General features: G+C 68.1%; 16 protein-coding genes. 13 read left to right on the top strand and 3 right to left on the bottom strand.

The window, feature by feature from the left end:
- Positions 1–27 precede the first annotated feature (27 nt).
- From ACTMMA_RS17095 to ACTMMA_RS17045, 11 genes are all read left to right on the top strand, one after another.
- On the top strand, positions 28–1,170 hold the full coding sequence (locus ACTMMA_RS17095; protein ID WP_441191313.1) for a tyrosine-type recombinase/integrase: 1,143 nt from the start codon (positions 28–30) through the stop codon (positions 1,168–1,170).
- A gap of 323 nt (positions 1,171–1,493) precedes the next feature.
- Entirely contained in the window at positions 1,494–1,709 is a 216-nt protein-coding gene (locus ACTMMA_RS17090; protein WP_441191312.1) for a hypothetical protein, read from the top strand.
- Positions 1,706–1,933 (top strand): excisionase family DNA-binding protein, encoded by a 228-nt coding sequence (locus ACTMMA_RS17085; protein ID WP_441191311.1) that lies wholly within the window; start codon positions 1,706–1,708, stop codon positions 1,931–1,933. The genes ACTMMA_RS17090 and ACTMMA_RS17085 overlap by 4 nt, the downstream gene beginning before the upstream one ends.
- A gap of 107 nt (positions 1,934–2,040) precedes the next feature.
- Entirely contained in the window at positions 2,041–2,328 is a 288-nt protein-coding gene (locus ACTMMA_RS17080; protein WP_441191310.1) for a hypothetical protein, read from the top strand.
- A complete protein-coding gene (locus ACTMMA_RS17075; RefSeq protein WP_441191309.1) occupies positions 2,325–3,674 on the top strand; it encodes an AAA family ATPase in 1,350 nt (449 codons plus the stop codon). Before ACTMMA_RS17080 ends, ACTMMA_RS17075 begins: the two co-directional genes overlap by 4 nt.
- Positions 3,675–4,204: 530 nt before the next feature.
- Complete coding sequence (locus ACTMMA_RS17070) at positions 4,205–4,909, top strand: hypothetical protein (RefSeq protein WP_441191308.1); 705 nt, start codon at positions 4,205–4,207, stop codon at positions 4,907–4,909.
- Entirely contained in the window at positions 4,902–5,054 is a 153-nt protein-coding gene (locus ACTMMA_RS17065; RefSeq protein ID WP_441191307.1) for a hypothetical protein, read from the top strand. Before ACTMMA_RS17070 ends, ACTMMA_RS17065 begins: the two co-directional genes overlap by 8 nt.
- Complete coding sequence (locus ACTMMA_RS17060; RefSeq protein ID WP_441191306.1) at positions 5,054–5,581, top strand: hypothetical protein; 528 nt, start codon at positions 5,054–5,056, stop codon at positions 5,579–5,581. Before ACTMMA_RS17065 ends, ACTMMA_RS17060 begins: the two co-directional genes overlap by 1 nt.
- The gene (locus ACTMMA_RS17055; protein ID WP_441191305.1) at positions 5,568–6,344 is read left to right on the top strand and encodes a terminase large subunit domain-containing protein; all 777 of its coding nucleotides are present in this window, start codon (positions 5,568–5,570) and stop codon (positions 6,342–6,344) included. The genes ACTMMA_RS17060 and ACTMMA_RS17055 overlap by 14 nt, the downstream gene beginning before the upstream one ends.
- Position 6,345: 1 nt before the next feature.
- Positions 6,346–7,014, top strand: coding sequence for a hypothetical protein (locus ACTMMA_RS17050; protein WP_441191304.1), 669 nt, complete (start codon positions 6,346–6,348; stop codon positions 7,012–7,014).
- 269 nt (positions 7,015–7,283) lie between these two features.
- Complete coding sequence (locus ACTMMA_RS17045; protein ID WP_441191303.1) at positions 7,284–7,883, top strand: hypothetical protein; 600 nt, start codon at positions 7,284–7,286, stop codon at positions 7,881–7,883.
- Between the two features lie 71 nt (positions 7,884–7,954).
- Here ACTMMA_RS17045 and ACTMMA_RS17040 read toward each other — a convergent pair whose 3' ends face one another.
- Entirely contained in the window at positions 7,955–8,623 is a 669-nt protein-coding gene (locus tag ACTMMA_RS17040; protein WP_441191302.1) for a DUF4145 domain-containing protein, read from the bottom strand.
- Positions 8,624–8,977: 354 nt separating this feature from the next.
- On the opposite strand from ACTMMA_RS17040, the gene ACTMMA_RS17035 reads away from it, so the two are divergent.
- Positions 8,978–10,126: a tyrosine-type recombinase/integrase gene (locus ACTMMA_RS17035; RefSeq protein ID WP_441191301.1), complete on the top strand. Its 1,149-nt coding sequence runs from the start codon at positions 8,978–8,980 to the stop codon at positions 10,124–10,126.
- Positions 10,127–12,854: 2,728 nt separating this feature from the next.
- Here the strand turns inward: ACTMMA_RS17035 and ACTMMA_RS17030 are convergent.
- Positions 12,855–14,579 (bottom strand): hypothetical protein, encoded by a 1,725-nt coding sequence (locus ACTMMA_RS17030; protein ID WP_441191300.1) that lies wholly within the window; start codon positions 14,577–14,579, stop codon positions 12,855–12,857.
- 429 nt (positions 14,580–15,008) lie between these two features.
- On the opposite strand from ACTMMA_RS17030, the gene ACTMMA_RS17025 reads away from it, so the two are divergent.
- Positions 15,009–17,873 (top strand): DEAD/DEAH box helicase, encoded by a 2,865-nt coding sequence (locus ACTMMA_RS17025; RefSeq protein WP_441191299.1) that lies wholly within the window; start codon positions 15,009–15,011, stop codon positions 17,871–17,873.
- On the opposite strand, the gene ACTMMA_RS17020 is transcribed toward ACTMMA_RS17025, so the two are convergent.
- Complete coding sequence (locus ACTMMA_RS17020; protein WP_441190474.1) at positions 17,874–19,130, bottom strand: IS256 family transposase; 1,257 nt, start codon at positions 19,128–19,130, stop codon at positions 17,874–17,876.
- Positions 19,131–19,255 lie beyond the last annotated feature (125 nt).

The following is a 19,255-nucleotide window of genomic DNA, read 5'->3' as shown; positions in this document are numbered from 1 at the left end:
CACGCGCCAGCAACCTGAGGAGCCACCATGACCAGCACCACCCAGCCCAAGCGCCGCGACTACGGCTCGGGGTCCGTCCGCATGCTGCCGTCGGGCAAGCCGCAGGCTCGCTTCCGCGGCCCGGACGGGAAGCGCTACAGCAAGACGTGGGACACCATGCGGAACGCCCGCAAGTGGCTGTCGGACATGGAAGAGTCGGTTCGCCGCGCCGAGTACCTGGGCGAGGAGTGGCAGCCCCCCACCACCGACACGCAGGCGCGGATCAAGGCGCACGACACGCTGGCCGCCTACGCCGAGACTTGGCTGGCCGAGCGCGATCTGAAGCCGCGCAGCCGCGCCCACTACCGGAAGCTTCTGGACCAGCACATCCTCCCCGTGCTGGGCGACCGCCGCCCGAAGAGCATCACCCCCGACGTGGTGCGTGCGTGGTACGCCGGGCTGGACAAGAGCACCCCCACCATGCGCAGTCACGCCTACAGCCTGCTCCGCACCATCTTCACCACGGCCGTTCAGGACGGGCTGGCCGACGCGAACCCCTGCCACATCCGGGGCGCCAGCAACGCCAAGCGCGTGCACAAGATCGAGCCGCTCAGCACCGCCGAGTTGACGGCACTCGTGGAGGCCATGCCCCAGCGCTACCGCGCCATGACCCTCCTGGCCGCGTGGTGCGGGCTGCGCTACGGCGAATTGACGGAGTTGCGCCGCAAGGACATCGACCTGGCCCGTGGGGTGGTCAACGTGCGCCGGGGTGTCACGCGGGTGGGCGGTGAGTTCATCGTCGGCACCCCCAAGAGTGACGCTGGCGTGCGCGACGTGGCCATGCCGCCCCAGGTGGTGGACGCGCTGCGTGAGCACATGGCCACCAGCATCGCGGGCGGCCGCGAGGGGCTGCTCTTCCCGGCCGCCGACGGCGTCAGCCACCTGGCGCCCAGCACCCTCTACGGCGTCTTCTACCCGGCACGGCAGGCCATCGGTCGGCCGGACCTGCGCTGGCACGACCTGCGCCACACGGGTGCGGTCCTCGCCGCTCAGGTGGGCGCCACCACCGCCGAACTGATGGGGCGCCTGGGACACAGCAGCCCTGGCATGGCCATGCGCTACCAGCACACCGCCAAGGGACGCGACGCTGCCATCGCTGCGGCGCTCGGCCGCCTCTCAAGCGCCGAGTAGCACTCCCCCACCGAGCACCCCGGCCCGCTGAGCAAACCGCTCAGCGGGCCGTCTCGCGCTATCAGGAATGGCTGGGAAACCGGCCCTTACTACGGAGATAGATAACTCCCCTACGTTGCGTTGCACCTTGCCGGAGAAGCACCTAACTTGAGGCTCAGTCGTAATGCACCGGCCACGCGCCGGGGGCCATGAGGCTTAGCGGGACGGTACATCCCGCCGGACAACACTCGTCAGCACGACCGCTCCCAAGAGCGGGCCGCCTGCCGACCCGTACCAGGGCCGCTGCCAGGGGTTCACACCCTGCTCAGCCCTTGGAGTTGTCCATGCACCGCTCAACCGACGTCTTTCGGCACCGCGCCCGTGTGGCGGCGCTGTCCCGTTCCCGAGCCGAGTCAGACCCCGAGTTCGTTCAGGCTCGTAGTGCCCTGGCCGCCGCGCTGCTGGAGCGCGACATCAACGAGACGCTTGCCGCTGGCCTGCTCACCCTGGACCAGCGCAACCACCTGGCCTCCCTGCTCGCCAGCGGGAGGACGTGGTGAGCCGCCCACGCAAGCCCGCCCCGGAGGCACCGCTGGCACGGTCGAAGCGCATCTCGCTGGAGGCCGCCGCCGACAGGTACGGCGTCAGCGTGGACACGCTGCGCCGCCGCATCACGGACGGCAGCCTCCCGGCGTACCGGATGGGCGCCCGACTGATCCGCGTCGAAGAGGCTGACGTGGCTGCGCTGTTCCAGCCGGTGCAGTCCGTGGGGGGTGCACGGTGAGCGCAGAACGTCGCCCCGGCAGCGGGGACCACCACCGGGGCGACGCGAAGGAGACGCACCGCCCTCAGGCTACGGCCGGGCACGCCTCGACCTCCGCCGCTGCGGACTTGAGCGAGAGCCACTGGGACTGCCCCGGCTGCACCGAGTGCAACGACCTCGTCAACGGGCTGGCTCGCCAGGTCGGCGTATACACGGTGGGCACCAGCGACGTGGACGGCTGCCCCCAGGACGTCGTGGACCTGACGGCCCGGCAGCACCTGGAGGAGGTCGCCGCCGTGCTCTGGGGTGAGCCCTGCCGCTGGTGCGGCGCCCACCACCCCGCCGACGACGACTGCGCCGACCCGTGCGGTCTGTGCGGCGACCGGCATCCGCTGGAAGGCGCGTGCACCCTATGAAGGAGGACGCCACCTTCTACAGCCTGGACAGCCCCGAGGCGCGGGCGGTGCTCGGCGACGACACCTTCCAGCTCGGCGAGTTCCGGCTGATGCGCGGGCTGCTGGAGTCCAGCCGGGACCTGGACGACCAGCGCCGCGAGTTGGAGCAGGCCGCCCGCGAGTTCGGCGGCACCAGCCCCGAGGCCCAACGGCTGCGCCAGGCTCTGCAGACAGTGGACGGCACCGCCGAGCAGGTGGAGATGGTGCTGGAGTACCGCCGCCTGATGGCCCGTCACCGGGCGCACGAGATGTTCCAGGCTGAGCAGGCAGCCGCCACCACCGAGGCGGCCGCTGGAGCGTCAGACAGGCTGACGCCGGGCGGATCGTTTCTGCTGGACCTGCCTGCCGACACCCCGGCCGTGTGGGGTGACGGCGATCAGGTGCTCTGGGCCGAGGGCGAGTCATTGGTGCTGGCGGGCACGCCGGGCGTCGGCAAGACCACCCTCGCCGGGCAGGTGGTGGCCGCCCGCCTGGAGGGCGGCACGGTGCTCGGCCTCACGGTGCGGCCCACCAGCAGTCGGGTGCTGTACCTGGCCATGGACCGCCCGCAGCAGATAGCCCGTGCGCTGGCCCGCACCCTCGGAAGCTTCAGCCGCGAGGTACTGGACGAGCGGCTGGTGTTCTGGCCCGGCCCGCCCCTGGCCGACGTCGCCGCTCAACCAGAGACGCTGCTGGCGCTGGCCCGCCAGGCCGCTGCCGACACCGTGGTGGTGGACAGCGTCAAGGACGCCGCGCTGGGGCTGTCGTCGGACGAGGTCGGCGCGGGCTACAACCGTGCCCGGCAGATGTGCATCGCGGCCGGAGTCGAGGTGCTGGAACTGCACCACACCATCAAGAAGAACGCCAACGGCGGTGCCCCGAAAGCCCTGGCCGACCTCTACGGCTCGACGTGGATCACGGCCGGGGCGGGGTCGGTGGTGCTCCTGGAGGGCACGGCCGGTGACCCCGTGGTCGGCATGCACCACCTGAAGCAGCCCGCAGAGACGGTCGGCCCGTACCGGCTGCTGCACGACCACACGGCCGGGCTGACGACCGTCTACCACGAGACCGACCTCGTGGCGCTGGCCCTGGCCGCAGGCACGGACGGCCTCACGGCTAGGGCGGCCGCCGCCACCGTGGAAGACACCGCCAAGCCGACCGATGCTCAGACGCAGCGGGCACGCCGCAGGCTGGACAAGTTGGTGGCGGCCGGGCGGCTCACCTACCGGGAGGGGTCGAAGGGCGGCAACGGAGGCGGCCGACCGGCCGTGTGGCTGCACCCGTCTCACGACGCCGAGGGCGATTACGGGGGCGATTACGCACCATGACCGCGACACCCCGACCACGCACCCGTAAGCCGATTACGGACCTGCCCATCGCCCCAGGTCAGGCGATTACGCGACCGATTACGCCGATTACACCGCCTAGCGATTACGCACCCGCCCCCCTCTTGATGGGGGGCGGGGCGCTCGCACCCGAGCACCAGCACGGAGGCAAGGCAATGACTCCCCCTGCATCCGGCTGGCCCGAGGCCGTCACGCTCGGCCGGGCGGTGGCAGTAGCCCACGGCACCGGCCGGGGCGGTTGGGCAGGCAAGAACTACTCCCCTGCCCGCCTCGCCATCTGCCGGCGAGAGGGAGGGCGCGGCCCTTTCAAGGACGCCGAAGCTTCAGACTCCGCGCCCGCTACTGGTATTGCCCCAGCGCCCGGAGCGATGGGACTCGCAGGTCATCGGCCTACCACGCCATCTGGCGCGGCTGGCGTGCCCCGATCGTGCCCCAATCCCCCACAGATCCCCGCTCGCGGCGCCCTGCCGTGGGTGGTCCACCCCCGCAAGAACTCCTGAAGGAGACCCACCATGACCGAACTGCTCTCGCGCCAGAAGGCCGCCGTCCAGCGCATGCGGAAGGCGCTCAACGACTACCACGCGGCCGTCCGCCGCACCGACCGTGACACCGCCCTGTACCCCGCCGAGCGGGACCAGGCGCTCACCCAGGCCAGGGCAACCGCGGAGGCCGCCATCGCCGCCGCGAGGGAGGACTTCAGGCGCGGCATCCAGGCCGACCGTGCCGAGCGTGCCCGCTACGTGGACAACCCCAGCGGGCAGGACCTCGAGCGGCGCCGCTACTGGCAGGGCACGGCTCAGTCGGACCTGGCCGGGCTGGGCAGCCTGGAGGCCGCCGCGCTGATCCAGAACCTCGTCGCCAACGGGGCCACGGGCCAGGCCGCCGAGTACGTGCGGGTGGCCCGCCCGGTGCTGGACGGGGCGACGTACATGCGGCTGGCCCAGGCCACCATGCCGCCCGAGGCCAAGAAGGCCGACAGCACCGCCGCCGCCCTGGACGCCTTCGAGCACGTGACCCTAACGGAGGGCTGGCTGGACGAGCACGCGGGCAACCTGCTCCACCAGGCGGGCACCATCACCCAGGACGAGCGCGAGGGCCAGCCCAGCGCCTACGACGACCGGGCGCTGTCCCTGCTGATGCAGCGAGCCGAGGCGACCGCCGTGGCCGCCCTGCACGAGCGGGCCGCCTACCTGGACGGGGGCGGTCAGGATGGCTGAGGCACACCTGCACCGGGCCGCCGCTGCCCCGGCCCGGCCCGGCACCCTGCCCGACCACGACGGCTGGCGCTCGGTGCTGGCCGCCCTGGCGGAGGCCGAGGCCACCCTGGCCGCCTACCGCACCCCCACGGGAGGTGAGCGCTGATGGCGCTGGCGTGCACCATCTGTACCCACCCCGAGCGGGAGGCCATTGACGAGGCGCTGGTGGCTGGGATGGCCAACCGGGCGATCGGCCGCCGCTGGGACCTCCACAAGGACGCCGTCGCACGGCACAAGGCCAACCACCTCTCGGCGGCCGTTCAGGCGCACGTGACCGAGCAGGTGGCCAACGGGGCCACCACGGCACTCGGGCGTCTTGAGCACCTGTTCAGCCGCGTCGAGCGGGTGCTGATCGCTGCCGAGCGTGAGGGCAAGGCCAACCTCGTGCTTCAGGCGTCCAGCGAGATGCGCCAGACCGCCGCGCTGCTGGCCAAGATCACTGGCGAGCTGGACGAGCGCAACACCGTCCAGGTGCTCAACGTCAGCGCCGACCCAGCCTGGCTCGCCACCCGGCAGGCCATGCTGGAGGCCCTGGCCCCCTACCCCGACGCCGCCCGTGCCGTGGCCGCCCGGCTGCTGGCGCTGGAGGCCCCGGTCGTCGCCGGCGAGAGGACCGACCGTGCTGGCGCGTGACCTGGCCCTGGCGCTGGACCCGGTGGCGTTCGCGGGTGGCATCGGCTTCCACAGCGAGGCGTGGCAGTCAAGCCTGCTCAGGTCCTCCTCGCGGCGGGTGCTGGTGCGCTGCGCCCGCCAGGTGGGCAAGACCACGACGACGTCTATCAAGGCGCTGCACACGGCGCTGTACCGACCGGAGTCGCTGGTGCTGGTGATCAGCCCGAGCCAGCGCCAGTCCGACGAGTTCCTGGTCCGCGTGCGCAGCCTGTACCGGGCGGCCGGGCGGCCCGTGGAGACCGCCCGTGAGTCGGCCAGCACGCTGGAGTTCGCCAACGGCAGCCGCGTGCTCAGCCTGCCCGGCAGCGAGTCCACCACCCGTGGGTTCGCCGGGGTGGCGCTGCTCATCCTCGACGAGGCCGCCCGCGTGGAGGACGACATCTTCGCCTCCGTCCTGCCGATGGTCGGCAGCACCGGCGCGGTGTGGGCGCTGTCCACGCCGTGGGGTGCACGCGGCTGGTTCTGGGAGTTGCACGAGGGAGCCGACGCCGTGCCCGGCGCCTGGGAGCACCACCTGGTCGACGTCTACGCCAGCGACCAGTACGACGAGCAGCGCATAGCCGAGGTCCGCGCCAGCGTGCCCCGGTTCACCTTCGCCAGCGACTACGAGTGCCGCTTCGAGGACAGCGACGCCCAACTGTTCAGCAGCGACGACGTCCGCGCCGCCGTGGCGGCCGGGGCAGCCGTGCCGCCCCTCTTCGGCAACCCCACGCAAGGAGACTGAGATGGGAAGCTTCACGATCGGCCTGGACCTCGGGCAGCAGGACTTCACCGCGCTGGTGGTGGTCGAGCGACTGCTCGTGCCGCCCGGCACGCTCACCGTGGAGGGGCTGCACCGGCTGGCCGGGCGCATGGTCCGCCCCGTCGAGGAGTACCACGTGGTGCATATGGCCCGGTGGCCGCTGGGCACCGCCTACCCCGACATCGTCAACGACGTGGCCCGCCTGACCCGGCGCCCGCCGCTGTCCACCGACGGGCTGCTGGTGGTGGACCGGACCGGGGTGGGCACCGCCGTGATGGACATGTTCCGCGAGGCCTGGCGCGACGGCCGCCTGGCCGGGGCACACCAGCCCATCGGCGTCACCATCACGGGCGGCGAGCACGGCAACGGCTGGAACCTGCCGAAGGCCGACCTCATCGGCGCGGTGCAGACCACCCTCCAGAGCGGCCGCCTACGGGTGGCGCCCGGCCCGCTGGTGGACGTGCTCCAGCGCGAGATGCTGGCGTTCCGCCAGAAGATCACCCCCAGCGGCCGCACGCAGTACGAGTCCCCCCGCCGCGAGGGCGAGGGCCACGGCGACCTCGTCATGGCGCTGGCCCTGGCCCTGGCCGTGCCCAACACCATCCGCAAGCCGGACCTGATTGACCGGGAGGCACCTGCCCCCGTCCCGTAGACCAGCGCGGCGACTGGGGTTCTGGCCCCGGCCGTGAGCGCACCCAGCGCGGTTGGCCGCCCGCCTACAGGCCGCCGCGCTCAGCGCCCCGCCCCCGGGAGTGGAAGCCGTGGGGCGGGGCGCTCGCTATGTCTGAGCGGCCGCTCGACGGCCCCGGCGGACCAGCGGGCACCGGCACACCGGGCAGCCACCTGTGGACAACCCGGCGGTGTGTCAGTGGCACGTGCCAGGGTAGGAATGCCACACAGCCGACCAGGAGGGGAACACCCATGCCGTTCGTCACAACCTCGAAGTTGTTCGCCAGCCCACTATCCAAGTACCTCGACGACCGCATGGAGCGGCTTCGCCGTGGGGTCCTCAGCGCTGATCTGGAGCAGCTCACCGAAGAGGCGGTCGAGCGGAAGGCTGCGGACCGACTGGTGCCGCCTACTCTGCTCAGGGAACGTGCCCGGTATGACACAGACAGCAGTGGAAGTTCCATTCGGGTCTCGCTCACCGTGCCAATAGCCGGTGAGGCAATTCTGCTTCAGTACTTCCCGGAGGGCGGGGCGTGGTCTAAGGCGCCAACCGTGCGACTCACAGATAACCCGGCATGGGCGGGGGGCGACGAAGACGAAGAGGGCCAAGAGATGAGCGAGGGAGCCGTCACCTTCACTGTGACCTTCCATCCCAACGCGACGGCCGAAGAGATCCGTATGGAACTCAAGGGCCTGATCGACAAGGTGGAAGCGATCCTAGGCGCCACCGCGGATCAGGTGGAGAGCCACAACAATCGTGCAGCCCATGCCGTCCGCCAGCAGGCCAAGAACCGCCGCGAGGCGCTTACGAACGCCACCAGCCTCGCCGACGAGTTGGGCCGGGGCATCTAGCGATACCGGCAGGCCCGCCCATAGCACGGCGAGGTGCTATGGGCGGGAACGCCTTCCGCTGGCCGCCCTCGTCAGTCAGCAACGGGTAGCCCGCGTGCTCGCCGCAGCGCCGCAGGCATCTCGTACTCGTGCTGGATCAAGTGCCGCACGAAGCGGGCCAAGTCCTTGGCTTCCTCGGCTGTCACCTCGTCGTAATCCTCGGGGTGCGCCCCCTCGTTCCCGAGTTGATTCAGGTGCTCCGCCCAATCCCCAAGAGAATTGTGGAGCGAACCGTCATCGCGCATTATCTTCAGGGCTGGCTTTAGGTGCCGTTCGGCCCTAGCTCGGTCGCCCCCCTTGTCCTTTACGAAGAGCATCAGCGTGGAGCGGAACATAACGGCGGCCGCGCGATTGGCCCCGATGCTAAGACATCGCTGGCCCTCGTCGTATGCGGAAGCGACCTCGGGGGGAACGGCCGGGTCCAGCACTCCGGCGCCAGGCGCCGGGTACCAATGAAGGCCGGTGCCCAAGTTCGACGTCACTACGACGGTGGCTTCCCGGCACGCCTGGCAGCGCAGAACGCCTACGCGCTCGGTGGCGACGGAGCCGCCCCCCACCGTCCCCACGCGGCGGAAGACGAGGCCGACCTCGGATGCGGCCGAGTCGAAGTGGGCGTGGCGCCCGCAGCGCGGGCAGGGGCCGTTCGGGTCGCCTGGAGTCGGCAGGCTGTCCGTATCGCTCTCAGTCACCTCGTCGTTCACGACGCCGAGCCTACCTACGCCCACCGACACCCAATCGTGCCCCGATGGTGGGCAAGCCACGCCGAACGGGGCACGATTGGGGCACGGACAAAGAGAAACCCCCTCTGCCCCGGCGTCTTGCCTGGTCAGAGGGGGTTCCTACTGGTGGGCGATACTGGGTTTGAAACTGGTTCACACGCTGCTCTTTGGCAGCCTTCTACCAGTACTGATACCGTCATTGACCTGCAGGTATAGGCGAAGCTGGAGGGGTCACATGCGGACAGGAATGGTCACAGATACACCGTCGTTCTGGCACGTATCTGGCACGTATCTGGCACGACCCTCAGGTCCGGACCGGACCCAGAAGCTCGGTTCATGACGAGCACACCCCCGCGCTCCGGGGGCAACACAAGAGGAAGAAGGGCGGGCTTCGGCTCCGTACGCAGGCTGCCCTCCGGTCGGATTCAGGCACGCTACACCGGGCCGGACGGCATCACCCACACGGCACCCACCACCTTCAGCACGAAGGGCGACGCCGAGGCCTGGCTCGCGATCCAGCGGGCGGCAATCACGCTGGGCAAGTGGAGACCGGCCAGCCAGGACGGCCAGGTATCACAAACGACCTTCGCCGAGTACGCGGAGACGTGGCTACGTGATCGGGCACTCAAACCCCGGACGCGCGCGCACTACCGCCAGCTTCTCGACAGGCAACTCCTCCCCCGCTTCGGCACCCTGCGTCCAGCCAGCATCACGCCGGAGGCCGTCCGCGACTGGCACGCCCGCACCGGCACAGGAACCCCGACGTTGAGAGCGCACTGCTACTCGCTCCTGCGCGCCATCCTGACCACGGCTGTCCAGGACGGGTTGCTCCCCGCCAACCCCTGCCACATCCGTGGCGCCGGCAACGCCAAGACGGTGCACAAGATCAGGCCCGCGTCAGTCGCTGAACTCGAGGCACTGGTCTCGGCGATGCCTGAGCGCTACCAGGTGATGACACTGCTCGCCGCCTGGTGTGGCCTTCGTTTCGGCGAGCTCACCGAGCTGCGTCACAAGGATGTAGACCTCAGCCTCGGGGTGCTCCGGGTCCGGCGGGCTGTCAGCCGAGTCGACGGCGAATACGTGGTCGGTGCACCGAAGTCGGACGCTGGTGTCCGAGACGTCGCCGTCCCACCTCACCTGATCCCTGCCTTGCGCAATCACCTTCACTCACTCGCCAAAGGACGCGACACCCTTCTCTTCCCCGCAGCGGGTGACTCATCACGCCACCTCGCGCCGGCGTCTCTCTACAGGGTCTTCTACCGCGCCCGCGCGGAAGCGGGCCGCCCCGACCTTCGCTGGCACGACCTGCGCCACACCGGAGCTGTGCTTGCGGCGCAGACCGGTGCGACCTTGGCTGAGCTCATGGGACGCCTCGGCCACTCCACCCCGCAGGCGGCACTGCGGTATCAGCACGTCGCGGGAGGCCGCGACGCTGAGATAGCTGCCGCGCTCAGTCGCATTGCGAGCAGCGACCACTCGCCGTGACGCAGCCGAAAGATCGATGCCTCTGGCTACCGGGGCGCTCCGGCCTGAGGGCTTCCGACGCTGGATAGAGAACGTGTCATCGCGTGCCCCCATCCCAGCGCTCACCGACTTCGGCCCGCCCTTGCTGGATGTGCACCTCTTCCCACCACTCCCCCAGCCGCTTGACCAAGACGCAGCCCTGAGGGTCGTGACAGCACGACTCCCAGGGAACACGGGACGTTCGCCCGACTGCCCTGCGTGCCGACGCGCGCTCTCCCGTTAGCGCCGTCGTCGGCGGGTCCTTCCGCCCACTATGGGGCCGCATCGCTCCGGCCGCTCTGGGCCCCCCTGTGGACGGGGGTCCTCGGGCCTGGTCGGCGGCCGATACGTCACGACTCGCCGATGAGCGGGTGTCTGGAACTGACATGGGCGGACGGCAGTCGGGAGCACGGACACAGACTGCAAGTCGCGACGCCGAACGGCGGCGACCCGAGCGCTCTCTGGTTTAGGTCTACGAGATCCGTTCTCCGCCGACGTGGGTGGTCATTGGGCTGCGGGCGTTGGGACCCTGAGGACTTGGTCAATGGCTGAGGCCTCCCCGTCCCATATGCTCTTGACGTGGCCATAACCCATGAGTCTCCACCCGAGTACGACATGCCCGAGGGTGACTTCTGGAGAGAGCAAGACACGAAAGAAAACCGGGCATCGCGTCCGCCCACGGGTGAAGCCATCAGTCGCCCCTGCCTTATGGTGGCCGAGTGCTTCGTAGGCGGCGACCTCGACAACCTAGTCGCCGGATGCCGCGAACTGGGCATCCCGGAGGAGTGGCGTACAGGACTTCCGGATGTCTACGCATGGGCGGACCGGGTGCGGCAGACAAGTCGGACTGGCAGTTGGGTGAACGTGGGATCTGGCCACCCTGCAGGGGGGGAACGCAGGTGGATGGATACGATCCCCATGGACCTTCCGCCCGACTTCGGAGGGGTTGTCCTCAAAGCATTCTCACCTACTCCGAGCGTAGTATTCCTCATCGCCACGTTCTCACTAACGGAGAGTTCCGCGCGCCTGCTGGATGATGAGTTGCGGACCGATCGATACCTGCGCCTTGAGAAACGCGGCCCGATTACGCGGTATCATTCCGCATCTCATCGTAAGGCCGAAGCTTTGCGGGCAGAACGCGCCAGGGTGAAGGAAGAAGCTTCGATCTGGCTAGCCCAGAACTTCGCAGGCACGTTCTCCAAGGACTTCAACCTGCTCTCCCTGCCCTGCATGGAGTTCATCACCACGAAAGAGCGAGCTCCCTTCGCTTCGGGTTATCGCGGAGACGGTCCGTACGACCACAGATTTCTCCTATCGATCGACGCCGACTTCGATGCGTGGGAGTGCGCCTCCACTCCAGGCTGGCGACTCGGATGGCCGTTTCGCACTACAGACGAGGGCTGGACGATAGTCGCAGGCGCCCAAGACGTTAGCACTGGGTCCGCCCTGCGGGATGGCGCCATTGACACGAGGGAGGCAGTAGTCGCCAAGAACGGCGCGTCGACGGCCGCGGCAGGGCGTCGCCGGCGCCGTCATCGCCGCACACGCCGGCGGATCGACCGAGCGACACGACCTTGGGGACGGAAACTCCGCGCCGCAGTCCGCCGGCGCGAGAACGCGATTGATGCTCGCTCCCAAACCGGGGGTAAAACACGGCCTGCGAAAGACGAGGTGCGACAAGCGAAAAGAGCACGTCTTGATCCTCTACCGTCGAACGAGCACGAACTTAGCATGACCTTTTGCGGTATCCTCATGCGCTTCGCCGCACTGTGCCTCATTGTCCATTATGAGAAGGAGTTCGGTCGCCTGCGAGATCGACTAGCATCCTCCGACTTCCATAGCGCCCGCACCGCCTTCCTTTTAGAGTCGAGCCGAGACACTCTGTCGACCCTGTCTTTCGATGCCTCGCTTGTAGCCACCGAGCTACGAGATTGGACGGCCAACGATGCAGAGTGGCGATGGGATTGCATTGAGCCCAAAGCAGTACCCGAATGGCGGAGAAGCAGGCCAGAGCAACTAGACATGCTGGGCATGTTGGCAGAAAATGTATCTAGCCGGGCCTCCTGGGTTCTGAACCTGGAACCCAGAGCTCGCGATCAATTAACGATTCTAGGGACTCTGGCAGCCACGAGCGCCGATCTTCGTCTGCAGTCCGTGGTGCTGACAACCAGTCTCCTGGCGTTGGTGATCGCAGTGGCAAGCTTACTCGCCCGTTGACCACCTCGCGGCACGATTCATGAGCACCGCGCAGACCGGGACAACCTGGTTGCTAACGCGCGGGGGCAGCGGTTCCAAGCCCACTCCCCAGGATCGTCAAGTGCACGGGGATGCGCCCCAGTGGCGCCGCCACCGACCAGCCCAAGAAGTAGCACGCCCCTGGGGCAGGGACAGCAGAAGGTACGCGCCGTTCGGTCGCTGAGCCAGAGCCTGGTCCTGGGTTCAGCGCCATTGAGCACGACAACCTCCCCGCGCCCATTACTCGCGTTGGCCAGTGGTCGGCGGTCGGCCGCAGAAGCTTGGTCTCCTTGACGATCCGGACGAACCGATGAATGAGCACTTCCGCATCTGCTCCACCACCTCCAGCATCACCTGTATTCACTGCCCGACTGAACGGAAGTTTCCGTAAGTGACAAGTCAGGCTTTCGCCTGAGTCGGGCAAGGGCCGGCAACAGAGGTCCGGCGCGCCGTCTGGGCGGGTGGCCCAGACGTCTTACTCGCCGTTAGGGGTGCCCGGCAGGACGTACCGCACCGTCCGGTCCGCAGTCGTGTACCGAAACCTTGGCCGACCCTCATCGTCGGTGCCGAGATCCGCTACCAATTGCGGGTCCGTGAACTCGACGAGGACGTGACCGAAGTCGAGCGGCTGGTCTGCCACGTGCATCTGAAGGGGCAGTTGCATCGCGAACGAGTCGTGCGGAGCCGTGGTGCCGGGCGCCAAGGTGACATCGAAACCGGCCCCTTCGGGCATCGTGACGGTGACGGGCTCGCCGTTCAAAACCGCCGCAACGAACTGCCACTCACGCACCTGCTCCTTCGATATCGCGGCGCTGTCCGGGACAGTGATCACTGTGTTGGTGTGCTGCTGCAGCTGGTCGAGCATGCTCAGCAGTTCGGCTCCGCGACGGGCCTGCTCGGTGAAGGCCGGGTCCACACCGTCCGGGATGGAGTCGCTGGACCCGAGCCGGCCGGGTGCGTGAGCGGCACTGACACGCATCGCGTTCGGATGGTGAAATGCGGCGAGGAAAGTGGCGGCGGGCAGGACAGCCGACACCGGCCTGCCAGCGACCGGATGCACCTCGAAGCGCATCTCCATGGTGCCGTCTGCCAGGTTGAACCGTTGGTGAAGCTCGAACATGCCACTGACCTCGGCCAGGACCACGCGCAGCCCTGCGCTGCCGTGGCTGCGCTCGGTTCGGTTCACGAACGCCTCGGCGAGAACCATCCCCTCTGGGTCAAGGACCTCCAATCGCAGGTGTGTGTTGTCGCCCAGGTCAGCATCCGCACTGGGACCGACCGTGATAACGGCCCCGTCCAGGTCGCCGCCAAGTCCTCCGGGCGCGTCCAAGTTCCCGCTGAAGGCGCCCTCAGGGCTGGTGAACGGCGTGCCGAACTGCGCGAAGTCCTTGAGGGTGTCCGCGAAGTCGGAGCCAGGTTGGGCGACGAACTCACCGTTAACCGTGACCGGTCGCTGGTTGGCGGACTCCGCGCAGCGCGCGATGACGTCGATCGCGTGCCACGTCCTCGCGTGCGTGTCGACGAGGTACTGGCCGAACAAGTACCTGGGCCTTGGTGCGGGGTCGGCCGGTTCGCCATGGCCGAACCGGAGCTCGTACTGGTAATGCGGGTCACGGTCGAGCGCACCGAGAGCCGTCATGATGCGAGCGGCCAGCTCGGGCACGGGGACGGAGCCGTCGCTTCCAGGGTCCATGGCCATCATGGCCATGGCGCTCTCGTACGCCTTCGCGACCGCGGAGCTGCCCCCATACAGGTAGAAGTCCACGACGTCGTCGTACCTGGTTGACAGCTGGTCAACGACGGTCAACCCGTCCCAGCGCACCTTGACCTTGTAGGTCGACCCGAGCCCCTGCAGCCACGCGTCAGCTTCCGGTGTCGGGTCCCACGGGGTGACCAGCCGCCACTCAGTGACGCTCAGGTCCTCCCATCTGGGGTCACGTTTTTCCGGGTCGAGCAACCGGCCCAGAGACTTCTCGACCTCGCTCCTCTGCCTCGCGGTGAGCGGCGCACAGTACGACTTCACCTGGTACACGACGTCCCCGCCCCCGTCTGCCGCGCCGCGGTCAAGGATGTCCACGCCACCGTCGCCCCGAGAGGGGGTGATGCGAACCGAATCAGGGTGCTCACGGTTGAGCATCATGGCGACGACGGCCTCGACGTCGTTGCCCTCGAACCTGCCCCACGGCACGCGCCCGTCCATTCCGCCCTCTCTCGTCCCTACGCGCGCCTGGCGGTTTCACGCGCTCGTGAGCAACGGTAGCTCGTGCCGCCGACATGCATCAGAACAGCTCAGGGGTAGCGCGGCTGGGGTGGGCGAGGTTTGGAAGCGGCTGTCGCGCGAAGTTGCGGCGCGAACTACCCGGCTCACCCTCGACCACCATCCCGTTCGCGGCTGATAGGCGTGTCGTCCCTGCGAGCGTTGGTTGCCATCGGTTTCAAGAGTTCGGAGCGGGTCATGGGCGCTACTCTGACGTGCGTCTATCCGCCGCGTTCCGACCACTAGGTCGCAGGTGCACATCGCCCGCTTGTGACGCTCGCTCGGACCGAGAAGGTGATGCAAGCGTTTCAGTTCCTTCCCACCCGGGCAGTCTTGCCTCACTTCGCCCGCATCACCCTCTACGGTCTATACATGACTTCCGACGAGCGCGTCCAGCAAACGGCGACGGTTCCGGAACTCTGGGCGCAGCCCGTCAAGATCGCTGGGAACGAGGTCCGACAACTCCTAGTGCCAGCGATGACCGCGGCGGTGCAGGACAGCCATTCGGACGCCGACGACACATCCGACGGGCGCAGGGTCACGGGAGTGTATGGCTCCTGGCCCGTGGTTAGCGGATCAGTCGAAAGGGTCAGAGACGGCGCTGTGCTCCTGCTGACCGAACACGCGCAGGAGCTGGTCTGGAGCGGTTCGGCAGGCTTAACGGAACCCGAGGAGCTTCTGGAATCGTGGAGGGACGCATTTCACTTCGGCGATCCAGACGGGGAGGGCGCGCTTCGCAGCCCACAGGTCGGCGCGGTGCACGCAGCGGTCGGCCACTTTCTGTCTAGCAACGACGAGCCCGGTCTGATCGTCATGCCGACGGGCACTGGCAAGACCGAGTCTATGCTCGCGATCGCCGTTCACGAGCGTGTGGCGCATCTGCTGGTGCTGGTTCCGACTGCGGCCCTGCGCCAGCAGATCGCGACGAAGTTTCTGACCCTGGGGATCTTACAGCGCGAGGGCATCGTCAACCCTCTGGCCCTGCGCCCGGCAGTCGCCGAGCTTGCACGCGGCATCAGCAGCGTCGAGGACGCCCGCGCGCTCCTGGCTGCCGCCCAGGTGGTCGTCGCAACCCCGGATTCGCTGCGCGCGTGTTCCGCAGAGGCCAAGGAAGTGCTCCTAGAAGGCTGTAGCCACCTATTCGTGGACGAGGCTCACCACGCTCCTGCGGCAACGTGGCAGGCAGCGATCTCCCACTTTCCTGGCCGCCGCGTGCTGCTGTTCACCGCTACGCCCCATCGGCGCGACAAGCAGGACCTGCGTGGACGACAGATCTACCGGTACTCGCTCGCGGCCGCTCAAAGGGCCGGGTACTACCGCGAGATCGCTTACTCCGCCATCGTCAGCCTCAACGACGCGGATCGGCTCATCGCGACGGCAGCTGTCGAACGACTCCGACGCGACCGACAAAGCGGGTTCGACCACCTAATCATGGCGCGCGTGGGTTCGGTGGCACGGACGGCGCAGATACTGCCGCTCTACGAGCAGATCGCCCCCGACTTCGCGCCGGTCGTGATCCATAGTCAGCTCGGGGTGAAGGCCAAGCGCGCCGCTCTCGAAGCTCTACGTTCACGAACCAGCCGCATCATCATTTGCGTCGACATGCTCGGCGAAGGCTTCGACATGCCGCAACTGAAGATCGCCGCTCTGCACGACTCGCGCAAGAGCCTCAGCCCACTCATCCAACTGGTCGGTCGATTCACCCGCACCGCACAGGACAGCGACCTCGGGACCGCGTCGGTGTTTGCCGCCCGCGACGCGCAGAGCGCGATGTCGCCGCTGAGCGACCTGTACCGCGAGGACGCGGATTGGAACGCGATCATGCGGGACGAAAGTGAGCGCTTGACCATCGAGGCGGAGCGGACCGCCGAGTTCGACCGGTCCTTCCGAGCTGCCGGAGAGGCGCTGCCGACCTCGACGCTGCGCCCGACGGTCAGCGCGATCGCCTTCTTAGCTTCGTCGAACTCGTGGGACCCGGCTGCGGGCCCAAGCGTGTTCGAGGCCGCCAGTGCCGAAGTGTCCGCGCTTACTGTAGGGCACGAGGGAAATGTGGCCTGGTTCGTGGTGTCGAGGCTGGACGCGGTGCCGTGGTCGTCATCGGCGCAGATGGAGGACGCGACCCATGAACTGGTAGTCATGCGCTTCGACCCTAAGCGCCGACTGTTATTCATTCATGGTTCGGAAAAATCAAGCAAATTCGAGGATCTCGCCGAGGCGGTGCTTCAGGGGCCGGGCGAACTGCTCCACGAAGCGGTCGCATTCCGGGTCTTAAGCGGTCTGGGCTACCCGGTCCCGACTAATGTCGGGCTGGTCGACCTCATTGACGGCGATAACCGCTTCAGCATGCACACCGGCGGGGACGTGAGCGCAGGCCTGCGCGTCCAGAACACCGGGACGAAGTCGCAGACACACATCGCACTAAAGGGTTTCGCCAACGGCGAACGAACGGTGATCAGCGCGGCCCGGTCCGGGCGGATCTGGAGCCCGCGGGCTGCCCGCAGTGTGCAGGAGTGGGTCCAGTGGTGCGACGAGCAGGGTGACAAGCTCTTGGACGCCAGCATCGATGTCGCCGAGGTCATTCGCGGCTTCGTCGTTCCGGAGCCGCTGATGAAGATTCCGGAGGAGATGTTGCTCGCGGTGGAGTGGCCCGCGCTGGTGTACGAGAGCCTGACGTCGCTGCCCGACATCGAGCGTCAAGGCCGCGTGTATTCGCTGCTTGAGCTGGACTTAGTCGCGCTCCCCTTGGCCCCGGGAGAGTTGAAACGTCTCGCGCTGGTGCATCAGTCCGCGGACCAGAACCAGCATTGGCAGTTGGAGTACACGCTCAGCACCCAGGACCGGAGCCTACAAGTCACCGCAGACCAGGCCGATGCGACCGTCCTGACGACTCGGGGCGACGAAGCGCCCTTTGCGCGTTGGCTGACCGATCACCCGCCGACCCTGGTCCTTGCCGGGGATGTGCTCGTCCTAGACGGCCGGCAGGTGCTGCGCGCGAAGGACACGCCCGCGTTCGACCGCGAACACCTTGTCGCGCTGGATTGGCCGGGCGTAAACCTGAAGGTTGAGTCGCAGGGTAAGGACAAGCGCCCGGACTCGATCCAGTACCTCGCCGCCCGGGAACTGCGAACGACACGGCAATTCGATGTGCTGCTTGATGACGATGGGAGAGGTGAGGTTGCGGATCTGGGGTCAAGTCCAGTGGAGTGGTGTTCGACGGTGATCCCTCGATGGGGTTGATCAGGGCGTCAGTGCGGGAACGGTAGCAGTGATCTCCTCGGGGTCGGTGGTGGTGGGGATCAGGGCGTGTCGGCACCGAGTGAGGGCGTCCAGTCCGATGTAGCGTCGTTGCTCGGTCCAGGCGTCGTGCTGCTCGGCCAGGACGGCTCCGACGAGGCGGGTGAGGGCCTCGCGGTGGGGGAAGATGCCGACGACGTCGGTGCGCCTGCGGATCTCGCGGTTGAGCCGTTCCTGGGGGTTGTTGGACCAGATCTGGCGCCAGACCTCCTTGGGGAAGGTGGTGAAGGCCAGGATGTCGGCCCGGGCGCTCTCGAGGTGTTCGGCGACAGCGGGCAGCTTGTCGGTGAGCGTGTCGATGACGCGGTCGAACTGGGCGTGCACGGCCTCGGCGTCGGGTTGGTCGTACACCGAGTGCAGCAGCGTCTTGACCCACGGCCATGAGGACTTGGGGGTCGCGGACATGAGGTTGGCGGCGTAGTGGGTGCGGCACCGCTGCCACGCGGTCCCGGGCAGGGTGGCACCGATGGCCTCCACGAGGCCGGCGTGGGCGTCGGAGGTGACCAGCCCGACCGGCCCGGCACTGGTGAGGCCGCGGGCGACCAGGTCGCGGAAGAACGCCAGCCAGGAGGCGGTGGTCTCGCCGGTGGCGACCTGTAGGCCCAGGATTTCCCGGTAGCCCTCGGTGTTGACGCCGGTCGCGACCAGGGCGGACACCTTGACCACGCGCCCGCCCTCGCGGACCTTGAGCACCAGGGCGTCGACGGCCACGAAGGTGTAGGGCCCTTCGTCCAGGGGGCGGGTGCGGAAGGACTCCACCTGCTCGTCCAGCTCGGTCGCCATCACCGAGACCTGGGACTTGGACAGGCCGGTGATGCCCAGCGCCGTCACCAGCTTGTCCATGCGCCGGGTGGAGACCCCGAGCAGGTAGCAGGTCGCCACCACCGTGGTCAGCGCGGCCTCGGCCCGCTTACGCCGCTCCAGCAGCCACTCGGGGAAGAACGTCCCCTCGCGCAGCTTGGGGATCGCCACGTCCAGGGTGCCGACGCGAGTGTCCAGGTCCCGGTGCCGGTACCCGTTGCGCCGGTTCGTGCGCTCGGCCGTGCGGGTGCCGTAGTCCGCGCCGCACACGGCATCGGCCTGCGCGGACAGCAGGCTGTTGATAAAGGTTTGCAGCAGGTGACGCATCAGGTCCGGGCTCGCCTGCGCGAGCTCCTCGTGCAGGAACTGCTCAGGGTCGATAATGGGGGAAGCGGTCATCGGTGGTGCTCCTCTTCGAGAGTGCTGTGGAAGGTTCACTCGAAGGATCACACCGGTGGCCGCGCCTACCTGTGCAGGACACGCTCACCGGGTGCCGTCGTACACCACTCTGGTGGACTCCACTG

The sequence above is a fragment of the Ornithinimicrobium panacihumi genome (assembly GCF_052073805.1).
In the GTDB taxonomy this organism is placed as follows: domain Bacteria; phylum Actinomycetota; class Actinomycetes; order Actinomycetales; family Dermatophilaceae; genus Ornithinicoccus; species Ornithinicoccus panacihumi.
This window is presented reverse-complemented; position numbering and strand designations above follow the sequence as displayed.